This window comes from Clostridium celatum DSM 1785 (assembly GCF_000320405.1).
GTDB classification, from domain to species: domain Bacteria; phylum Bacillota; class Clostridia; order Clostridiales; family Clostridiaceae; genus Clostridium; species Clostridium celatum.
In genome coordinates this window covers 81,109-101,028 of sequence record NZ_KB291607.1, presented here as the reverse complement: position 1 = coordinate 101,028, position 19,920 = coordinate 81,109, and the positions used below count along the sequence as shown (strand labels likewise).

The 19,920-nt window shown below is 24.6% G+C and carries 21 protein-coding genes; 20 read left to right on the top strand and 1 reads right to left on the bottom strand.

Going from position 1 to position 19,920, the window contains the following annotated elements:
• Positions 1–15: 15 nt before the first annotated feature.
• The 20 genes from HMPREF0216_RS01920 (at position 16) to HMPREF0216_RS16175 (ending at position 18,711) form a co-directional block, all read left to right on the top strand.
• Positions 16–1,191: a type III PLP-dependent enzyme domain-containing protein gene (locus HMPREF0216_RS01920; RefSeq protein ID WP_207635630.1), complete on the top strand. Its 1,176-nt coding sequence runs from the start codon at positions 16–18 to the stop codon at positions 1,189–1,191.
• Positions 1,192–1,209: 18 nt separating this feature from the next.
• Entirely contained in the window at positions 1,210–2,172 is a 963-nt protein-coding gene (locus HMPREF0216_RS01915) for an ATP-grasp domain-containing protein (protein ID WP_005210502.1), read from the top strand.
• A 46-nt stretch (positions 2,173–2,218) separates the two neighbouring features.
• Positions 2,219–2,896, top strand: coding sequence for a YveK family protein (locus tag HMPREF0216_RS01910; RefSeq protein WP_005210501.1), 678 nt, complete (start codon positions 2,219–2,221; stop codon positions 2,894–2,896).
• Between the two features lie 15 nt (positions 2,897–2,911).
• Positions 2,912–3,394 carry a CpsD/CapB family tyrosine-protein kinase gene (locus HMPREF0216_RS01905; RefSeq protein ID WP_005210499.1) on the top strand — a complete coding sequence of 161 codons (483 nt, stop codon included), beginning with the start codon at positions 2,912–2,914 and terminating at the stop codon, positions 3,392–3,394.
• Positions 3,366–3,575 carry a P-loop NTPase family protein gene (locus tag HMPREF0216_RS17570; protein ID WP_005210497.1) on the top strand — a complete coding sequence of 70 codons (210 nt, stop codon included), beginning with the start codon at positions 3,366–3,368 and terminating at the stop codon, positions 3,573–3,575. Before HMPREF0216_RS01905 ends, HMPREF0216_RS17570 begins: the two co-directional genes overlap by 29 nt.
• A gap of 173 nt (positions 3,576–3,748) precedes the next feature.
• Entirely contained in the window at positions 3,749–4,807 is a 1,059-nt protein-coding gene (locus HMPREF0216_RS01900) for a glycosyltransferase family 4 protein (protein ID WP_005210495.1), read from the top strand.
• 73 nt (positions 4,808–4,880) lie between these two features.
• Positions 4,881–5,903, top strand: a complete 1,023-nt coding sequence (locus tag HMPREF0216_RS01895) for a glycosyltransferase family 2 protein (protein ID WP_005210492.1) — start codon at positions 4,881–4,883, stop codon at positions 5,901–5,903.
• Positions 5,904–5,926: 23 nt separating this feature from the next.
• A complete protein-coding gene (locus HMPREF0216_RS01890; protein ID WP_005210490.1) occupies positions 5,927–7,057 on the top strand; it encodes a glycosyltransferase family 1 protein in 1,131 nt (376 codons plus the stop codon).
• A 2-nt stretch (positions 7,058–7,059) separates the two neighbouring features.
• Entirely contained in the window at positions 7,060–8,115 is a 1,056-nt protein-coding gene (locus HMPREF0216_RS01885; protein ID WP_005210488.1) for an EpsG family protein, read from the top strand.
• Between the two features lie 23 nt (positions 8,116–8,138).
• Entirely contained in the window at positions 8,139–9,056 is a 918-nt protein-coding gene (locus HMPREF0216_RS01880) for a glycosyltransferase (protein ID WP_005210485.1), read from the top strand.
• 29 nt (positions 9,057–9,085) lie between these two features.
• The gene (locus tag HMPREF0216_RS01875; RefSeq protein ID WP_005210483.1) at positions 9,086–10,225 is read left to right on the top strand and encodes a DegT/DnrJ/EryC1/StrS family aminotransferase; all 1,140 of its coding nucleotides are present in this window, start codon (positions 9,086–9,088) and stop codon (positions 10,223–10,225) included.
• A gap of 51 nt (positions 10,226–10,276) precedes the next feature.
• A complete protein-coding gene (locus HMPREF0216_RS01870; protein WP_005210482.1) occupies positions 10,277–11,257 on the top strand; it encodes a glycosyltransferase in 981 nt (326 codons plus the stop codon).
• A gap of 34 nt (positions 11,258–11,291) precedes the next feature.
• The gene (locus HMPREF0216_RS01865) at positions 11,292–12,356 is read left to right on the top strand and encodes a polysaccharide pyruvyl transferase family protein (RefSeq protein WP_242824710.1); all 1,065 of its coding nucleotides are present in this window, start codon (positions 11,292–11,294) and stop codon (positions 12,354–12,356) included.
• 32 nt (positions 12,357–12,388) lie between these two features.
• Complete coding sequence (locus tag HMPREF0216_RS01860; RefSeq protein ID WP_005210480.1) at positions 12,389–13,456, top strand: polysaccharide pyruvyl transferase family protein; 1,068 nt, start codon at positions 12,389–12,391, stop codon at positions 13,454–13,456.
• Positions 13,457–13,479: 23 nt separating this feature from the next.
• A complete protein-coding gene (locus HMPREF0216_RS01855) occupies positions 13,480–15,027 on the top strand; it encodes an oligosaccharide flippase family protein (protein WP_005210479.1) in 1,548 nt (515 codons plus the stop codon).
• Between the two features lie 33 nt (positions 15,028–15,060).
• On the top strand, positions 15,061–15,681 hold the full coding sequence (locus HMPREF0216_RS01850) for a sugar transferase (protein ID WP_005210474.1): 621 nt from the start codon (positions 15,061–15,063) through the stop codon (positions 15,679–15,681).
• Positions 15,668–16,444, top strand: a complete 777-nt coding sequence (locus HMPREF0216_RS01845) for a GNAT family N-acetyltransferase (RefSeq protein WP_040418522.1) — start codon at positions 15,668–15,670, stop codon at positions 16,442–16,444. Before HMPREF0216_RS01850 ends, HMPREF0216_RS01845 begins: the two co-directional genes overlap by 14 nt.
• Before the next feature lie 46 nt (positions 16,445–16,490).
• Positions 16,491–17,570: a GNAT family N-acetyltransferase gene (locus HMPREF0216_RS01840; protein ID WP_005210471.1), complete on the top strand. Its 1,080-nt coding sequence runs from the start codon at positions 16,491–16,493 to the stop codon at positions 17,568–17,570.
• 21 nt (positions 17,571–17,591) lie between these two features.
• A complete protein-coding gene (locus tag HMPREF0216_RS16965) occupies positions 17,592–17,738 on the top strand; it encodes a hypothetical protein (RefSeq protein ID WP_005210469.1) in 147 nt (48 codons plus the stop codon).
• Positions 17,734–18,711 (top strand): right-handed parallel beta-helix repeat-containing protein, encoded by a 978-nt coding sequence (locus HMPREF0216_RS16175; RefSeq protein WP_083875352.1) that lies wholly within the window; start codon positions 17,734–17,736, stop codon positions 18,709–18,711. The genes HMPREF0216_RS16965 and HMPREF0216_RS16175 overlap by 5 nt, the downstream gene beginning before the upstream one ends.
• A 196-nt stretch (positions 18,712–18,907) precedes the next feature.
• Here the strand turns inward: HMPREF0216_RS16175 and HMPREF0216_RS01830 are convergent, their stop codons facing one another.
• Positions 18,908–19,885 (bottom strand): acyltransferase family protein, encoded by a 978-nt coding sequence (locus HMPREF0216_RS01830; protein ID WP_005210466.1) that lies wholly within the window; start codon positions 19,883–19,885, stop codon positions 18,908–18,910.
• Positions 19,886–19,920 lie beyond the last annotated feature (35 nt).

Here is a 19,920-nt window from a genome sequence, read left to right as displayed (position 1 = left end):
GAGGTGAATTCATATTTGAAGGAACTTAAGACTCCATATTTTATTATATATAAGGAAAAGTTAAAAAAAAATATTGATGACTTTAATAATGCATTAAGTGACACTTGGGGAAATTATATTATTGGATATTCGTATAAGACCAATTCTTTGCCTTGGGTTTTAAATTTCATGAAAGAGAATGGTTGCTTTGCAGAAGTAGTATCAGATGATGAGTATAATTTAGCAGTAGCATTAGGAAACAATGAAAAGAGGATAATATTTAATGGTCCTAATAAGGGGAGAGAAATATTTCATAGAGCAATAATGAATAAAGGTATCATTAATATTGATAGCTGGAGAGAAATAAATTGGTTAAGAGAAGAAGCGAGAAGTACTGATGTAATTAATATAGGGATAAGGGTTAATTTTAATTTAGAAGAATGTTGCCCTAATGAAAGTGCGATGGGAAGTGAAGTTGGGAGATTTGGCTTTAGTTTTGAAAATGGGGAGTTAAGTAAAGCTATATCAGACATAGAAGATATCTCAAGAGTTAAGATTGTAGGAATTCATTTGCATTGTAGCACTAAAACTAGAAGTTTAAAGGTTTATGAAGAAATAGCTAAGAAGGCCTGTGTTATTGCAAAGCTAATTAACAATCCTTTGGATTATGTTGATATAGGTGGTGGATTTTTCGGGGGGATGCCTGAGAAACCATCATACTATGAATATATGAAAGTTATAACTGATGAATTATCAAAACATTTTAATAGGAATACTACTAAGTTAATAGTTGAGCCAGGAGCATCTTTGATAGCATCACCTATAAGTTTTGTATGTGAAGTTGTTGATGTAAAAAATGTTTTAGATAAAAGGATAGTAAATATTAATGGGAGTAGAAGTAATATAGATCCTCTCATGAGAAAGAAGTTTTATGAGTATGAGCTGATAACTAATATGGATAAAATTGATGATGAACAAATAATTTGTGGTTATACATGTATGGAAAATGATAGGATTATGAAATTAACTAATGAAAAGGAATTAACAATTGGAGATAAGATAATTTTTAATAAGGTTGGCTCATATACTTTATGCTTATCACCATTATTTATAGAGTATTTTCCAGCAGTATATGTAAGGGAGAATAATAAATATAAGTGTGTTCGTGAAAGATGGGGAGTAAATGAATATATAAATAAGTGTTTTATATAGTAAGGAGGTGTAGAAATTTTGAATTTATTATTTCTGAGTTCAGGAAGAAGATATAAGTTACTGGAATATTTTACTAAAGAATTTGAGGGATTTGGAAAGATAATAGCAGTTGATTATGATAGATTAGCTCCAAGTTTATATGTTGCAGATAATTATTATAATGTTCCTAAGATAGATGATGAAAGATATATAGATATCATAAAGGATATATGTAAAAGGGAGAATATTAAAGGTATTATTTCTTTAATTGATCCAGAGTTAAGTATATTAGCAAGGCATATAGATGATTTTAAAGAAATGGGAGTAACATGCTTTTTATCAAACTATGAATCAATTGAGATATGTTTTAATAAATATAAAATGTACAAATTTTTAACAGATAATAATTTTAAATGTGCAAAAACTTATATTGATTTTGAAGAGTTTAAAAATGATTATACTTTAAGGAAAATAAATTTTCCTGTAATTGTAAAGCCGATTTGTGGAAGTGCGAGTATAGGTATAAATAAAGTATATACATTAGAGGAAGTAGAGTTTTTACTTGGTAAGTTTCCTAATCTTATTATACAAGATTATTTAGATGGAATTGAAATTGGGGTAGATGCTTATGTTGATATGATTTCTAAGGAGACGGTTTCTATTTTTGCAAAAGAGAAAATTAGATTGAGGTCTGGGGAAACTGATAAATCAAAATCATATAAATCAGATAAATTATTTAATCTAGTTATAGAATTAATATCTGATTTAAAACTGGTTGGTCCTATAGATATAGATATGTTTAAAATTGGTAATGAGTATTATATTTCAGAGATTAATCCGAGATTTGGAGGTGGATATCCACATGCATATGAATGTGGGGAAGATTTTACTAAATTAATAAGAAACAACTTATCAGGGGTAGAAAACAAGAAAAATATAGGCACTTATAAAGATGAAATTTATGCAATTAAGTATGATGATATATTAATTAAATATGTATAGTGGTTAAAAACCTTTAGATAAATATAAGTAGTATAAGGAGAAGTGAATGGATAAAGAGTTTATTCAATTGAGAGAATTTTTATATTTATTAAAGAAAAAGTGGGCTCTAATTGTTTTTATTATAGCTATTTGTTTAATTTCTACTATAGCAATTACCAAGTATGTAATTAAGCCTGTATATGAGTCAAAAACCAAAGTTTTTGTTGGAAAAGAAATAAATAATGAATCTACTTATGATCAATGGGAAATACAAATGTATCAACAGCTTATGCAAACATACGTGGAATTAGCAAGTACAAATAACTTAATTGAGAGTGCATTAGAAAGTATTAATTTAGATAAAGATGTAGAAGATGTATTAGAAAATTTGAGTGTTGTACAAAAAGAAAATACACAAATTCTTGAAATAAGCTATAAATCTATAGATAGCAAAGAAAGTTTTGATGTTGTTAATGCAATAACTAATGAATTTATAAAGGTTTCTAGAGATATTATACCCAATGTAAATATAGAGATTATTGATGATGCTCAAATAGCAAAAGAACCATTAACAAATAATTTATTAAGAAATTTAGTTGTTGCTTTTATAGGAGGCTGTGTTTTAAGTGTTTCTTTAGTATTATTAATGGATTTTTTTAATAATACATTTAATAGTAAAGAAGATGTTGAGAGAAATTTAGGATTACCTATAATTGGTGTTATACCTAGGTATAATGATGATTAGAAAAGAGGTATATATATGGTGAAAAAAAACAAAGATATTTTAGTAACAGAAGCGTATAGAGTTTTAATGAGCAATATTGAATATTCATCTTATGATAAGCCTATTAAGGTAATTGTTGTAACTAGTTCACAATCTGGTGAAGGTAAAACTACTATTGCAAAAAATCTTGCATTAACAATGGCTGAATCAAGTAAAAAAGTTGTATTAGTAGACTGTGATATGAGAAGACCCAATATTCATAAAAAGTTTAAGATATCAAATAGTACAGGATTATCTGAGATATTAACAGGACAATCTAATAAAATTAAAGATAATTATAATATTAATGAAAACATAGATATTATAACTAGTGGAAAAACACCTCCTAATCCAGTGGAGATGATTAGCTCTAAGAAAATGGATGATTTTATAGAGTTACTAAGAGAAAGTTATGACTATGTAATACTGGATGCACCTCCAATAATGGCAGTTGCAGAATGCGCAAATATTAGCAGTTAAAGCAGATGGGGTTGTATTTGTAGTTAGAGAATCAAAGAGTAAAAAAACATTTGCTAATGAAGCTAAAAACATATTAGAAAAAAAGAAGTGCAATATATTAGGTGTTGTTTTTAACTCTGTAACTGAAAATACCCATGCTCATTATGGAGATGATAAATATTTAGAACGAAGAAATCATTAGAGGATGCGTATAGATAAAGAATATATTTAGGAAAAGTTAAGTATAAATTAGAAAAAATTAATACATTAGATTTTTAATAAAGGAAATTAGTTACTATTATTGGTTTGTAGGAGTAAGTTATTTGCTAGAAATTAAAAAAGTAATATTAAATTTATCCGATAGTAAGGAGATATATGAAGAGAATATTATACGTTACGACAATAAGCGAAACGATAAATGCATTCTTAGTACCTCATATTGAATATCTATTAGATAATAATTATGAAGTAGAATGTGCGTGTAATATAGGATTAAATTTAGATAAACGACTATTAGATAAAAATTTAGTGATACATGATATTCCTTTTAGTAGAAGTCCGTTATCAACTAGCAATATAGGAGCTTATAAGAAGATAAAAGAGGTAATAAAAAATGGACAATATGATTATGTTCATGTCCATACCCCTATAGCAGCCTTTATTACTAGGCTTGCAACAAGAAATATGAATATAAGTATCATATATACAGCTCATGGCTTCCATTTTTATAAGGGGGCTCCAATGTTAAATTGGATTGTATATTATAATTTAGAAAAGATAGCTGCAAGATGGACAGACTGCATAATAACTATGAATGAAGAGGACTTTATATTAGCAAAAGAAAAATTTAAATACAAAAATAATAAGATTTTTAAAATAAATGGAATAGGGTTGGATTTAAATAAGTATAGCAATAATTCAAATGATCTAAGAGAATTTAAAAAATCTTTAGGATTAAAAGATGAGGATTTTGTTATTACTATAATTGCAGAACTAATAAAAAGAAAAAATCATCTACAAATAATAGATACTATGAAACTATTATATAAAGAATATCCTAATATTAAGGTTTTATTTGTTGGAAAAGGAGTACTTAAGGATAATTATAAAAAGTATATAGAAGATAATAATCTTAGTGAGAGTATTAAGTTATTAGGGTTTAGAAATGATGTAAGTGAAATAATAAATATTTCTAATATAATTGCATTATTTTCTTTGCAAGAAGGTTTACCAAGAAATCTAATGGAAGCAATGGCCATTGGAAAATCTATAATATGTACTAATATTAGGGGAAACAATGATTTAGTAAAAGATAATATTAATGGGCTACTTGTACCAATAAACGATATACAAGCAACCAAAGAAGCAATTTTAAAAATTTATAATGATGATAAATTAGCAGAAAAGTTAGTAATAATAATATCAATGATATAAAAAAATATGACATAAAAGAAGTATTGAATGAAATGAATTTAATATATAAAGACATAGGACTAAAGGAGAATATATGAATCCATTAGTAAGTGTAGTAATGTCAGTTTATAACAGTGAGAAATATTTAAAGTCATCTATAGAAAGTATTTTATGTCAGGATTATTCTAATTTTGAATTTATTATTATTAATGATGGATCTACGGATTCAAGTCTTAAAATATTGAACGAATATAAGGAAAAAGATAAAAGAATAATTATTTTAGATAATATTAAAAATAAAGGACTTATTTATTCATTAAATAAGGGAATAGAAAATTCTAAGGGAAAGTATATTGCAAGAATGGATTCAGATGATTTTTCAAGAAAAACAAGATTAAGTGAACAAGTTAAATTCATGGAGAAAAATACTGAAATTGCGATGTGTGGAACTGCAGCTACTTTTTTTTTAGATAAAGTAGGATTTATAAGAAAAAATGTCTATTGTATAGAAAATTATGAAGAAATAAAAGCAGCAAGTATATTTGATTGTTCATTTGTACATCCATCTGTAATTATGAGGAGTAGTATATTAAAAGAAAATAACTTTAGATATAATGAAAATTTTAAATATGCAGAGGATTTTGGATTATGGGCAGAAATAATGCCAAAGTATAAGGTTAGTAACATTAACAAACCTTTAGTTAAATATAGGATAGTAAAAAATAGTATCACAAGAAAAGCCAATAAAGATATGAAACAGAGAGAAGAGGTATTTAAAGCTATTTTTAACGATTACTTAAATAATTTAAATGTAAAAGTATCTAAAGAAGAGCTGGATTTACACTTTGAAATATCAATGATTCAAAACTTAAAAACATTTAAGTTTGATTTGAAACCAAAAGAAGAATATTTAAATAAGCTTAGGACAAGCAGTGAAAGTGAAGAAATTAATAAAGTATGTATCTGGCAATATTTAAAAGCTTGTATTTACCAAGGAAAATATGGAGATTTTAGAAAAAGCTCTTTTTATGATGATTCACCTATAAGTAGATTTCAATTTTATAAAAAGAAGTTAATAGAGCGACTTAAAAGAATTATTAAAATTGCATATATGTAAAAAAAATATAAAAAGGTGAGAAAATGCAAGATAAGAAAGTAAGAATATTGGTTGATGGGATGTGTCCAGGAAAAGGTGGAGTTCAGCAATATTTAATGAATTTATATAGAAATATTGATGAATCGAAGATACAGTTAGATTTTATTGTATGTGGTAATGAATGTGAATATGAAGATGAAATTAGAGAGCTTGGAGGAGAGATATATTATATAACTCCAAGAAAAGAGAATGTTTTTAAAAATATAAAGGGATACTATGATATTTTAAGGAGAAAGAATACCTATGATATTGTATATTACAATTTAAGTTGCTTGTATTATAATATTCCGTTTTTAATGTCTTTAATAAGTGATATTAAGATAAAAATTGTTCATAGTCATAATTCAGATAGCGGAGATATGTCTAAATTATATTATATACTTCATTGTTTAAATAGAAGAGTTATAAATAAAAAGGCAACATATTTTTTTATGTGCTCTAAATTAGCCGGAGAATGGCTATTTGGCAAAAAAATAATTGAAGAAGGCAAGGTTAGATTAGTACCAAATGCTATTGATACTAGCAGATTTAAATATGATGAAGAAAAATCAATAGATCTAAAAAGAAAATATAATTTACAAAATAAATTTGTTATAGGACATATAGGAAGATTTGACTATCAAAAAAATCATAATTTTATTATAGATATTTTTAATGATGTAGTTAAAATAAAACCAAACTCTACTCTAATGTTAATTGGGGAAGGTAAATTAAAAAATACAATTATTGATAAAGTTAAAAAATTAGGATTAGAAGAAAAGGTTATTTTTTTAGGAAATAGAGATGATATTCCTGATTTATTGAATATTATGGATTTATTTATTTTTCCATCTAATTATGAAGGTTTAGGAATAGTATTAATTGAGGCACAGGCTACAGGATTAAAATGCATAGTCTCAGATGCTGTACCAAAAGAAGCTTGTGTAACAGATAATTTAAAATATTTATCCTTAGAAAAATCATCTAGGGAGTGGGCAAATGAAGTGGTTAGTTTTAAAAGGGAGTATATAAGGACGGATAGAAGTGAACAGATAAAATTAAATGGATTTGAGATTGTTGATATGGCCCATAAATTTGAGGAGTTCATTTTTAAAATTACTAAGAATGGAGAGTAAGTATGGTTTATGAAGTAATGATATTATCAATAATATTAATAGGGATATATATATATATAATATTTAAAAATAAAGCAACGGCTGATAATATTTTTTTAACAATATCATTTCTCATATTATTTATAGTTTCTGGATTTAGAAAAAATGTAGGTGTAGATTTTAGAAATTATGAAGCTATATTTAGACAACATACCAACAATAATTTTTTTGATTATTCTTACGTAGATAAAGATTATGGATATGCATTACTAAATAAAATAATTGCTCTTTTTACTAACAATACTCAGTGGGTATTTATAGTAGTTAGCTTTATAACTATTATATTATTTATAATTTTTATAAAGAGATATTCAACAAATATGCTTTTGAGTGTTTATTTATTAATAACATTTAATTTTTATTTTGATGCTATGAATATTCAAAGACAGTTTATTGCTATTGCAATATGCACATTATCCATAAAGTATATAATAAATGAAGACTTTAAAAGATTTTGTCTAGTTATTCTGTTTGCTATTCTTATCCATAAGTCGGCTCTTATATTTTTCCCAATGTATTTCATATCTAAAATTAATTTAAATGTAAAAAAAATATGTATATATATAGTATTAGGATGCGCGGGATCATTATTAATTAATAAAATAATATATTTTATGAGAAATAAATTTTATTCAGATTATGATAGTGTAGCCTGGGGAATGCAAGGATTAGGGATAGGATTAATAATTATTATTCCAGTATTTATATTTATTATTGCATTTATGATGAAAGATAAATTAATAGAAGAAAATCCAGAAAACAATGTATTTTTAAATCTTCTTTTTTGTGCATGCGTATGTTTTCTTTTATCAACAATTATATCAAATTTTACAAGAATAGCTGAATATTTTTATATTGTCGTAATTATTTTTATTCCAAGAATGATATCGGTGATAAAGGATTATAGAATACGATACAACATATACTTACTAGTTATGTTTATATCATTTGTATGGTTTTATAAAACAACTTTGCAAGGAAATATGAACGGAGTCTTGCCATATAAAATTGGTTTTTAATAAATAGGTATGGGGGAGATAGAGTGAAGGATGATTTAGTTAGTGTAATAATATTATCATATAATCAACTAGATATTTTAAATGAAACTATAGATTCTATATTGGAGCAAGATTATCATAATATAGAAATTATTATAAGTGATGATGGAACTAAGGAATTTAAAAATGACTATTATTATGAATATATAAATAAAAGAAAGAAAAACAATATTAAAAATGTAATTATAAATAGTAATAATAAAAATCTAGGGGTAGTTAAAAATTATAATAAGGGATTATCACTTTCAAATGGGAAATATATAAAATTTATAGATGGTGATGATGTATTCTTTAATAATAAATCGCTATCTGAATTGGTTAATTTCATGAAGGAAAATGACAGCCTAATAGTAACAGGAAATATGCTATTTTGTGATGAAAATATGAATCAGTTACCTATAGCTAATAAAAAAATAAAATATTTTAGAAGATATTTACCATTGGGAAAAAATCCAGAAATATTTTTTAAAAAATTAGCAATAGAAGATGTTATACCAAATCCAGCAGTTTTATTTAATAGAAAGGTTTTTGAGTTATATGGTGTATATGATGAAGATTATATGCATTTAGATGATTGGACTATGTTTTTAAAAGTAGTTAGATTAGGATGTAAAATAGATTATTTAGATACTATAACTATTAAATATAGATTTGGAAGGGGAGTAAGCATAAATAAGAAGCAAAATAATATATTCTTTAATGACACAATAAAATGTTATAAAAAAGAAATTATTCCTTATAAAAAGCAATTAGGATATTGGGCATATAAAAATGCAATGTGGAGATATGAAAGAGGATATAGGTTTGAAGAGTATTCATTAGTAGAGAAGCTTATATTTTTTATAAAAAATTTAGATACAATTATAATGAAAGTTCCTAAGAGGATGTTTGGGGTATTTTAAAAGATAGAATTAAAATTTGGGGGGCTAATATGTATTATTTTAAAGAGCCCATTCAAGTTACAAAGGCATTTTTACCACCATTTAAAGAATATATAGAAAAGATACAAAGTATGTGGTCAACTAATTGGATAACTAATAATGGATGTCTACACAATGAACTAGAGAATAAAATAGCTAATTATTTAGGAGTAAATAATGCAACATTATTTACTAATGGACATCTATCATTAGATATAGCAATAAAAGCGCTAAATATTAAAGGTGAAGTAATAACAACACCATTTACATTTCCATCAACAACTCATGCAATTGTGTTGAACAACTTAAAACCTGTCTTTTGCGATATAAATAAAGAAGATTTCACTATTGATGTTGATAAAATTGAAGAATTAATCACAGATAAGACTTCGGCTATAATACCAGTTCATGTATTTGGATATCCTTGTGATGTAGAAAAAATAGAAAAAATAGCTAAGGATCATAACTTAAAAGTAATATATGATGCAGCTCATGTATTTGGAGTGGAAATAGGTGGAATAGGAATTGGTAACTTTGGGGACATTTCAATGTTTTCATTACATGCAACAAAAGTATATAACTCAATTGAGGGCGGAATATTAGCGTACAATAATAGTGATTTAGAAGAAAGGCTTAGAAGCTTGAAAAATTTTGGCTATATAAGCAATGATGAAGTAGAAGTAGTTGGATTAAATGCAAAAATGAATGAGTTTCAAGCTGCAATGGGATTATGTAATTTAAAGTATGTTGATGAGCAAATAAAAAATAGAAAAGAGGTAGCTAGAATATATAGAGAACAACTAGAAGAGGTTGAAGGGGTTTATTATTTGAATGACAAGGAAGGAATAAAGCATAATTATTCATACTTTCCTATATTAGTTGATGAGGAATGTACAGGAATAACAAGAGATGAATTACATGAATCTTTGAAAGAATATAATATTTATACTAGAAAGTATTTTTATCCAATGATACCGGAATTAGAATGTTATAAAGGAAAATATAATAGTAATAATTTAAATGTTGCTAAATATGTATCTGATAGAGTTTTAACTTTACCTATTTATGGTCAGTTAAATTTACAAGATGCTTACAATATTGCTAATAATATTAAGGAGATAATATTATCTAAAAAGAATAAAACTAAGTAAAAAAATTTAAAGATTAATGTAAAAAAAGTATTAAATTCAAAAAGGAGTAAAATGATAAAGCTAAGTTTTATAGTTCCAGTTTATGATGTTGAAGATTACGTAGAGCAATGTGTTAAATCTTTATGTAATCAAACTATTAATGATATAGAAATAATTATTGTAAATGATGGAACACAAGATAATAGTATAGAAAAAATTGAAAAAATAAATGATGATAGAATTAAGATTATTAATCAAGAAAATTCTGGATTATCATCAGCTAGAAATAATGGATTAAAAGTAGCTCAAGGAGACTATGTAGCATTTGTTGATAGTGATGATTATATAGCATTTGATACTGCCTATGAAGAAATGTATGATATGGCCATTAAAAATAATAGTGATATTGTTGAGGGAAATTGTATTTGGTATTACTCAGATGATAATAAATATCCTATGAAAAGAGAAAGCAGTGCATTAAATGGTAGCTCTATAGATGCAAGAGAATTTTTATTAAAATCATTACGGGAATTTAGAATGTACTCACCAGTATGGTTATATATTTTTAAAAGAAATTTATTAATAGATAATAAATTGTTTTTTAAAAAAGGTATATATCATGAAGATCAAGAATTTACCCCAAGAGTATTATTAAAAGCAAATAATGTATCAATTTATAAAAAAGATTTTTATGTATATAGACAAAGAAGTGGTTCAATAATGAATTCAGGGTTAAACACTAAAAGGGGTAATGATTTAATTAATATTTGTTTAGACTTGGATAAGGTTGCTAGTAAGATAGAAAATAAAGAGTTACAAGAAGAGTTAAAAAAATATATATCTAGAATGGCTATAAATACTATATATGATTATAAATTTACTAATATTGATAATGAGGTAAAAGAAATAATTAATGAAAATTCACTTTCAAAGGGATTAAAAATTAGAAGTAAATTAATTGATATTAATATACCTTTATATATAAAAATAGAATCAATATATAGAAAATTTAAGAGTATTGGTAGTATCTCTAATAATGTAAGTGAGGTTTAATATATATAAATATTTGATGAGGAGATATTTTATTTTGATAAAAATTAAGATTTTTATAGCAAATTTAATAGGTGGAGATAAAGTAAATGCAATAAAGTATCTTTTTAGTTTCAGACATTATAATAAATTTAAAAAATATAAGGACACTAAAAAAATAATATATGCATTAACACCATTGCATGGAAATATAGGAGATCAGGCCATTGCAGTTGCAACGATAAAGTTTTTAAAAGAAAATTTTATAGATTATGAAGTTATAGAAGTTAATAGTAACGATATATATACTTATGGAAAGGCAATAAATAAGGTATTAAACAAAGATGATTTAATAGTACTACATGGTGGTGGCAATATGGGAAATCTTTATATTGAGGAAGAAAAATCAAGAAGATTTATAATAAAAAATTTCCCTAAAAATAAAATTATATCAATGACACAAACTATGAGTTTTACTAATGATGATGAAGGGATAAGGGAGTTAGAAAAAACAAAAAAAATATATAATTCACATCAAGATTTAACAATTATAGCGAGAGAAGAAACTTCATATAAAATTATGAAAGAGGAGCTACGGAATAATAAAATTTTATTAAACCCAGACATTGTCTTATATCTACATGATATATATAAGAATAATTGTCATAAGAGAAAAAATATAATGACATGCTTAAGAAAAGATAAAGAAAGCCTAATAGCACATAAGAGATATGAACTTATTGAAATGATTGATAAAAAATATAAACATACATTTCATTATGATACAGTTGTAAATAAATTAGTTACCAAAGAAATAAGAGAAAACGAGGTTAAGGACATGCTCAATAAATTTTTAAGTGCTAAGGTTGTTATAACAGACAGATTACATGGAATGGTTTTTGCTGTTATTACAAAAACTCCATGTATAATTACTAAATCATTAGATCATAAAGTTCCAGGAACTTATAAATGGATTAAAAATTTAAATTATATAAAGATGATTGATGATTTAGAATTTGAAAAAATAGAGAATATAATTGATAATTTTCTTAACCTAGAAAAAGTTAATGAAATAAATTTTAAAGAGATTTATTTTGAAAAATTAAAAGAGAATGTTATTTAAACTTTAATAAATGAAATACGAGGCGATTACTTATGCCAATGCTTTCAAAAAATATAATAGTTAATTTATGTGGAGAGAAATTTATTAATAGGATTAAGTATACTTTTAGCTTTATATATTATAAAAAATTTAAAAAATATAAAAATGAAAAAAAAATTATTCATGCTATTACACCTGTATATGGAAATATGGGAGATCAAGCTATTATATATGCAACTAATAAGCTGCTAAGAAAATATTTTAGTGAATATAAATTAATAGAAGTAAATAGCAATGAGTTTTATAAGTATGCAAAAGCATTGAAATATGAAATAAATGATGATGATTTAATAGTACTTATTGGTGGCGGGAATATGGGGAATATCTGGGTAAGTGAAGAGGTTGGAAGGCGTCTAGTAATAAAAACCTTTCATAATAATAAGATTATATCTATGCCACAAACAATAGATTTTACTAAGGATAAAAATGGAATACATGAATTGAAAAAGAGTAAAAGGATATATAACAATCATAAAAATTTAACCTTAATAGCGAGAGAAGAAAATTCTTATAAAATAATGAAAAAAGAATTTAACAATTGTAGAGTTTTAATAAATCCAGATATAGTTCTTTCTTTATATAACAATATAAAATTTAATGATTATGAAAGAACTAAGGTTATGTTGTGCTTAAGAAATGATAAAGAAAGTATTATAGATGTGGATAAAAGCAGATTATTTAATGAATTAGACAGAGCTTTTGAAAATGTATTTGCTTATGATACTGTAATAAACATAAGTATTACTGCTGACAATAGAGAAAATGAATTAAGAAAAATGCTTAATGAGTTTTTAAGGTGTAAGGTAGTTATAACAGATAGATTACATGGAATGTTATTTGCTGCAATAACCAAAACACCATGCATTGTTACAAAATCATTGGATTATAAAATTACAGGTACTTATGAATGGATTAAAGATTTAAATTATATTAAATTTGTTGAAAAATTAGATACTAACTTAATTAAGCAATTAGGTATGGAACTTATAAATTTAAATGAAAAGACAAATATAGACTTTGAAAGTATTTATTTTAAAAAGTTAATAAATAGTCTGTCTTAAGGAATGTATGAGTAGGTGAAGTTATGAAAAATAACATTAAATTGGCAACCATAATATCGTATATAACATTGATAGCTGGAAATGTTATATCACTTTTATATACTCCATTTATGCTAACTACATTAGGTACAGGAGAATATGGATTATTTACATTAGTAAATACAATAATTTCTTATATATATCTACTTGATATGGGAATAGGCAATGCAGTTATTAGATATAATTCTAAGTTTATAGCTAATAATGATGAAGAGAGCTTAGAAAAAATAAATGGAATGTTTTTGATTCTATATACAATAATTTCAGTGATTGGTTTAATAATTGGATTAATAGTTTACCTGAACCTAGGAAGTATCTTTGGTAAGGGATTAACATTAGAAGAAATAGCAAGGATAAAAGTAATGTTTTTTATGGCTTTGATAAATTTAGTTTTAGCATTTCCTTTAAATGTATTTAACGGAATAATAATGGCATATGAAAGATTTGTATATGTGAAATGTTTAGCATTTATAAGAACTATATTAAATCCAATAATAATGATATCAGTTTTACTATTAGGATATAAAGCTATAGGAATGATAATGGCATCAACAATTTTCAATGTAATTTTAGGTATTATTAATGTAATTTATTGTTTTAAAGTATTAAAAATAAAAATTAAATTTAGTGGATTTAATAAGGAGTTATATAAGGAAATATTTAAATATTCATTTTATGTATTTTTAGCTGTAGTTGCATATAGGATTTATTGGAGTACGGATCAATTTATTTTAGGTATGGTTGCAGGTTCAATTCCTATAGCAATATATTCTATAGGAATACAGTTTAATGATTATTTTACTTCATTTTCAGGAGTAATAAGTAATATGTTTTTACCTAAATTAACAAAGCTTACTGTTAATGAAGATAATAAAGAAGAGTTAATGAATATATTAATTAAGGTATCGAGAATACAATCGTATATAGCATTTTTTATTCTTTCTGGATTCATTCTTGTAGGACAAGAGTTTATTATGAGATGGGCTGGATATGAATATAAGGAATCATATTATATTGCTTTAATCGTTATGATTCCTCAAATTATATCAATAATACAAACATTATTTGCTACTATGCTAGAAGCAATGAATAAGCATAAAATTAAATCACTTATATATTTAGGAGTAGCTATAGTAAACTTAGTATTAACTTTAATTTTGGTAAAATATCTAGGGGTAATTGGATGTGCCTTAGGCACTGCAATTGGTATGATTATAAATGCTATATTAAATAATCTATATTATATGTTAAATATTAAGCTAGATATGAAGAGATATTGGAGAGAAATTATAAATGTAATGATACCTATTACTTTATCATTTATACTTGGATATTTAGTTAAAATAATTATAGTACCAAAATCATATTTTAAAATAGGATTATTTGTATGTATATTTACTAGTATTTATTTTATAACATGCTATAAAATTTCTTTTAACAAATATGAAAAAGAAGTTGCAAGTACAATAATAAAAAAGATAATTAACATTTTTAATAGAAAATATATAAGAAGAGTTAAGGTTGAAGATTAATTTGAAATTTTAGTATATAGGAGATTTTAAAATATGAGTTTAAAGAGATGCTTTGATCTTATTTTATCATTATTAGGAATTGTTATTTTAAGTCCTATTTTTATAATAATATATATTTTAATTTTAGTTACAATGAGAGAATCACCTATATTCACTCAAGTTAGAACTGGATATAAGGAAAAGCTATTTAAAATATATAAGTTTAAAACTATGGTAGATAAGTATGATGAGGAAGGAAAGCAATTACCAGATTCAGAACGCTTAACTAAAGTAGGAAGGGTATTAAGATTATTAAGCTTAGATGAAATTCCACAATTATTTAATGTATTAAAAGGTGATATGAGCTTAGTAGGACCTAGACCATTACTAGAAAGGTATTTACCTTATTATAAAGCTGAAGAAAGAAAGAGGTTTAATGTGAAACCAGGAATAACTGGATTATCACAAATTAACGGTAGAAACAGCATATCTTGGGAAGAAAGATTTTCATATGATATTTATTATGTTGATAATTATAGTTTTTTATTAGATATGAAAATTATATTAAAAACATTTATTAAGGTATTTAAGTTTAGTGATATAAAGGTTGCAACTAACTTAACATTAAATGATTTAGATGTTGAAAGAAGAGTTACCAATTATGAATATAATTAGAGAAGCCGAAAATAATGATATAAGCAGAATAATAGAAATAATGACACAACAAATTAATAATACGATATTAGAAAAAACTATATATGGAGCAAAAGGAATAGATAAATACTTAATTGATAATTTAAATAAAAAAGAAGAATATCAAGAGAAGATTAATATGGTTTATGAAATAGATGGATTAGTTGTTGGATATGTTGAGTTGCTATTGGAATCAGAAAATTTATTTATAAATTATATTGTTATTGATAAGAGGTACACAGGAAAAGGGATTGGGAAGGAGTTACTTAATAGTGCAATTGATAAATGCAGTTTAAATAGAAAGTTTAAATATATCTTTATTGATGTTTTTAATAAAAATATAAGAGCTAAAGAGTGGTATAAAAAGATTGGATTTAAAGAAGTTAGCAGGACTAAGTGGATAGAAATAAATATACAAAGTAACTATAAGTTTACTGATTACGATAATATAAAAATAACTAATTATGAAAAAGCTAAAAAGCAACATGATGAACTTGGATTTGCTATATATTTCATAGAGGATAATAAAAAGATATATAAAATAGGATTTATTAATGAAATACTAAAGCTTTATGATTATTCAATTATTGATAATGATAAATTAATTGCATTTATAAAAAGGGAGTTTAATTACAAGAAGGTTTGGGGAGCATTTAATAATTATTTAGGCAAGTGCGAAAGTAATTTGATTGATGAGTTAATACGCATGAGGATAAGTTATAGAGATTATTTAAAATATACTTAATATGATAATAGGTGTAGTTTGGTATATGGGGGATGAGTAAGAGAGTATGTATAGAGAGGTAAATTTTTCACAAAAAGATATATGGGATGAAATAGTAAATAGTTTTAATAATGTAGACATATATTTTAGGTGGGGATATATAAAACCATTTAGTGATAATAGAGATGGTGAGCCAATATTATTTTATTATGAAGATGATAATGGAAGAGTAGCAAACATATTTTTAAAAAGAGATATAGCTGATTGTAGGTATTTTAAAAATATTATAGATAAGGAAAAATATTTTGATATTACTTCTCCATACGGATATGGAGGGGTATTACATGAAGGAACAAACGAAAAGTTATTAGCAAAGGCATATGTTGAAGAATTTGAAAGATATTGTGCTGATAATAATATAATAAGCGAATTTATAAGATTTAATCCAATGATAAATAATTATAAATTTTTAGATGAATATTATGATATAACTTTTAATCGAAAAACTGTCTATATGAAGATAGATGAGAGTGAAGAAAAGATTTTAAGTGATATGGATGGGAAGTGTAGAGGGCGTGTACGAAAAGCTATAAAGAATGGGGTTATAGTTAAAAATGGAAATACTGATGATATGATTTGTAAATTTTCTGATTTATATCTTGGTACTATGGATAGAGATAATGCAGAAGAGTACTATTATTTTAATAAAGAGTTTTTCTTTGAAGTAATAAATGAATTAAAAGATAATTCAAAGATATTCACTGCAAATATTGACGAAAGGGTAATTTCAGCAGCATTAGTATTGTTTAATGAAAATTATGTTCATTGTCATTTCTTGGGCAATGATAAAGAGTATTTAAAGTTAGCGCCTAATAATTTATTATTTTTTGAAATTGCTAAATGGGGACATGAAAATGGAAAAAGTATATTCCATATAGGAGGAGGATATCAATCAGAGAATGATAACCTATTTAAATTCAAGAGTACTTTTTCTAAGAGTAATAGATTTGATTTTTATATTGGTAAAAAAATTTATAATAAGGAAATGTATGATTATTTAGTGAATATAAGGGGAAATAATTATAGTGATTCTAAATTTTTTCCTAAATATAGAGAAAAGGATAATGCATTAATATTGAATAATTAAATATAATATTAAGGTGTAAATATGAAAAATAATAAGAGATATTTATTAGGTGGTATTTTTATTGTTATGATATGCTTTGTAGTTTATACAAAGCATAATTTAATTATAGAAAAAAAAGATTTAAATAGCATATTAGAAGAAAACTATCAGAGTTTAAAGAGGAATTGAGAATGAAAATGTAAAATATGTTACTCCATATGATTTTGGAGCAGTTGGTGACGGAGTTACAGATGATAGTGATGCCTTTAAGAAAATGTTTGAATATAACAATATATATATACCAGAAGGAACATTTCTATTAAAGTGTGATAATAAAGATCCAAGTTGGTTAGATGTTGGCGGTAACTTTATGACAAATGGTTATTTTAACATAAAGTCTAACACTACCATTATTTGTTCAGATAAATCTTTGATAAAGGTTAAAGCAAGTGATTATAAAGCATATAATGTCATAACTATAAAAGGTGTAGAAAATGTAAAAATATTAGGAATGAATATATTAGGGGATAGGGAAGAGCATATAGGAAATGATGGTGAATTTGGATTCGGAATTTTTATAGCGGATTCTAAAAATATATTGATTATGAATTCTAAGTTTTCTAACATGTGGGGCGATGGAATAAATATAAATACTGCTAATACTAATTATAAAAATAATGAAATATTCATTAAAGGATGTATATTTGAAAATAATAGAAGGCAAGGTATTAGTATAGAAAGTTGCGATGGAGCTATTATTGAGGATTGTGTGTTTAATAATACAAATGGAACTCTTCCAGAGTCTGGAGTTGATATAGAACCATCTCATAAATCTATGTATGTAAAAAATATAGTTTTTAATAATTGTGAATTTAATAATAACAGAATAGGTTTATTAATTGACGGACAGTTTGGAAAGGTAAGCGAAGTTGAGGTTAATAATTGTACATTTTATGAAAATAGAGAAAAAGCACAGATTTATATAACTAAAGCTAAAAATATAAAAGTTAATAATTATAATGGAATAGAAGACAGTATTACAGTTAATGAAGATGAGTCTAGTATTTTTGTTAATTCTAGTAGGAATATAGAAGTTAATGGTGAAAAGGTTAAGCTTAATATTATTTCAGATATAATTAAAAATATTATCAATAAATTTTAAAATTAGTATAATGTAAAGCCGAGTTAAAATAACTAGGCTTATATTATACTAATTTTTTTTGTTTATTTTTATTAGCGGTTCAGTAATTATATTTGTTTAACTATTGGTTATAATCAACAAATCATATATTACTATTTTAAGTTTTAGAAATATTATTTTTTCCTGAATAAAATAATATTTTATTCAAGAAAGTTGATTATATAATAAAATAAAGAGCAATAGATAGAATTATAGTAAGAATAGTTATAATACATATATAAAATAACGGGTTAAACATATATAGTGGCTGTAAAACTTGAGATAAGGTTCTACAAATTATAGGATCATGAAATAAAAATATAAAAAATGAATATTTTCCTAGTGAGATAAGCAGTTTATTATTCTTGAATTTAAGGCTAAATGCATAATATCCCAATATACATAGAGGCCATAAAAAGTATGATTGAATTTTTCCATAATATGCTGGTAGAAGGTTAAAGGTAACAACTACAGTGGAGATTATATACACCAATAATATAGTAGTAGAATATTTAGTTATTTTATTTTTTAAGTTGTATTTTTGAAAAATAACACCTAATTCGAAAAATATATAATAATACAAAAAGTCAAATGGATGTCCAGAAATTAATATATTATTAGAGTTAATAGAAATTAATTTTTGAAAAATGACTATACATATTATAGTTATAAATCTAATTAAATCATTTTTAATAAATTTATATATAAAAGGATATGAAAAAATTAAAAACAAATACATGGGAATATACCATAGTTGATAAGCTATGTTATAACCTAATAATATTTTAATAAAATAAGTTATTATTTCGGTTATTTTAAAAGGTTCCTTAGATAACAATAGATTAAATAAATATAAAATAAAACTAATTATTATAAATGGTTTAAAAGTTGTTTTGAATTGTTTAAGAAAATAAATCTTATGATTATTTTGAGAATTAGTCAAAATGAATTTATATCCAGCACTAAAAATAAACATAGTTACAGCGCCATGACAAAAATTATCCAACAATCTAAGAATAAAGCTAGTATCGGTATAGGTGGTTAAATTTAAAATATCTTTAAGATAATATGAACTACTGTGTACAAATACAACGCATAATATTGCAATTCCATTAAACACATCTAATTCAGAAAGATGCTCTTTTTTATTATTCATTAATATTCCCCCTAAAAATCTAATTATTTATATAA

What these genes read in the sequence shown, in the direction of transcription:
- HMPREF0216_RS01845 (WP_040418522.1), top strand. Translation starts at nt 15,668, where the DNA reads ATGAATATAATTAGAGAAGCCGAAAATAATGATATAAGCAGAATAATA.
- HMPREF0216_RS16965 (WP_005210469.1), top strand. Translation starts at nt 17,592, where the DNA reads ATGAAAAATAATAAGAGATATTTATTAGGTGGTATTTTTATTGTTATG.
- HMPREF0216_RS01875 (WP_005210483.1), top strand. Translation starts at nt 9,086, where the DNA reads ATGTATTATTTTAAAGAGCCCATTCAAGTTACAAAGGCATTTTTACCA.
- HMPREF0216_RS01855 (WP_005210479.1), top strand. Translation starts at nt 13,480, where the DNA reads ATGAAAAATAACATTAAATTGGCAACCATAATATCGTATATAACATTG.
- HMPREF0216_RS01900 (WP_005210495.1), top strand. Translation starts at nt 3,749, where the DNA reads ATGAAGAGAATATTATACGTTACGACAATAAGCGAAACGATAAATGCA.
- HMPREF0216_RS01830 (WP_005210466.1), bottom strand. Translation starts at nt 19,885, where the DNA reads ATGAATAATAAAAAAGAGCATCTTTCTGAATTAGATGTGTTTAATGGA.
- HMPREF0216_RS01885 (WP_005210488.1), top strand. Translation starts at nt 7,060, where the DNA reads ATGGTTTATGAAGTAATGATATTATCAATAATATTAATAGGGATATAT.
- HMPREF0216_RS01850 (WP_005210474.1), top strand. Translation starts at nt 15,061, where the DNA reads ATGAGTTTAAAGAGATGCTTTGATCTTATTTTATCATTATTAGGAATT.
- HMPREF0216_RS01860 (WP_005210480.1), top strand. Translation starts at nt 12,389, where the DNA reads ATGCCAATGCTTTCAAAAAATATAATAGTTAATTTATGTGGAGAGAAA.
- HMPREF0216_RS01870 (WP_005210482.1), top strand. Translation starts at nt 10,277, where the DNA reads ATGATAAAGCTAAGTTTTATAGTTCCAGTTTATGATGTTGAAGATTAC.
- HMPREF0216_RS01905 (WP_005210499.1), top strand. Translation starts at nt 2,912, where the DNA reads ATGGTGAAAAAAAACAAAGATATTTTAGTAACAGAAGCGTATAGAGTT.
- HMPREF0216_RS01910 (WP_005210501.1), top strand. Translation starts at nt 2,219, where the DNA reads ATGGATAAAGAGTTTATTCAATTGAGAGAATTTTTATATTTATTAAAG.
- HMPREF0216_RS01895 (WP_005210492.1), top strand. Translation starts at nt 4,881, where the DNA reads ATGAATCCATTAGTAAGTGTAGTAATGTCAGTTTATAACAGTGAGAAA.
- HMPREF0216_RS01890 (WP_005210490.1), top strand. Translation starts at nt 5,927, where the DNA reads ATGCAAGATAAGAAAGTAAGAATATTGGTTGATGGGATGTGTCCAGGA.
- HMPREF0216_RS01840 (WP_005210471.1), top strand. Translation starts at nt 16,491, where the DNA reads ATGTATAGAGAGGTAAATTTTTCACAAAAAGATATATGGGATGAAATA.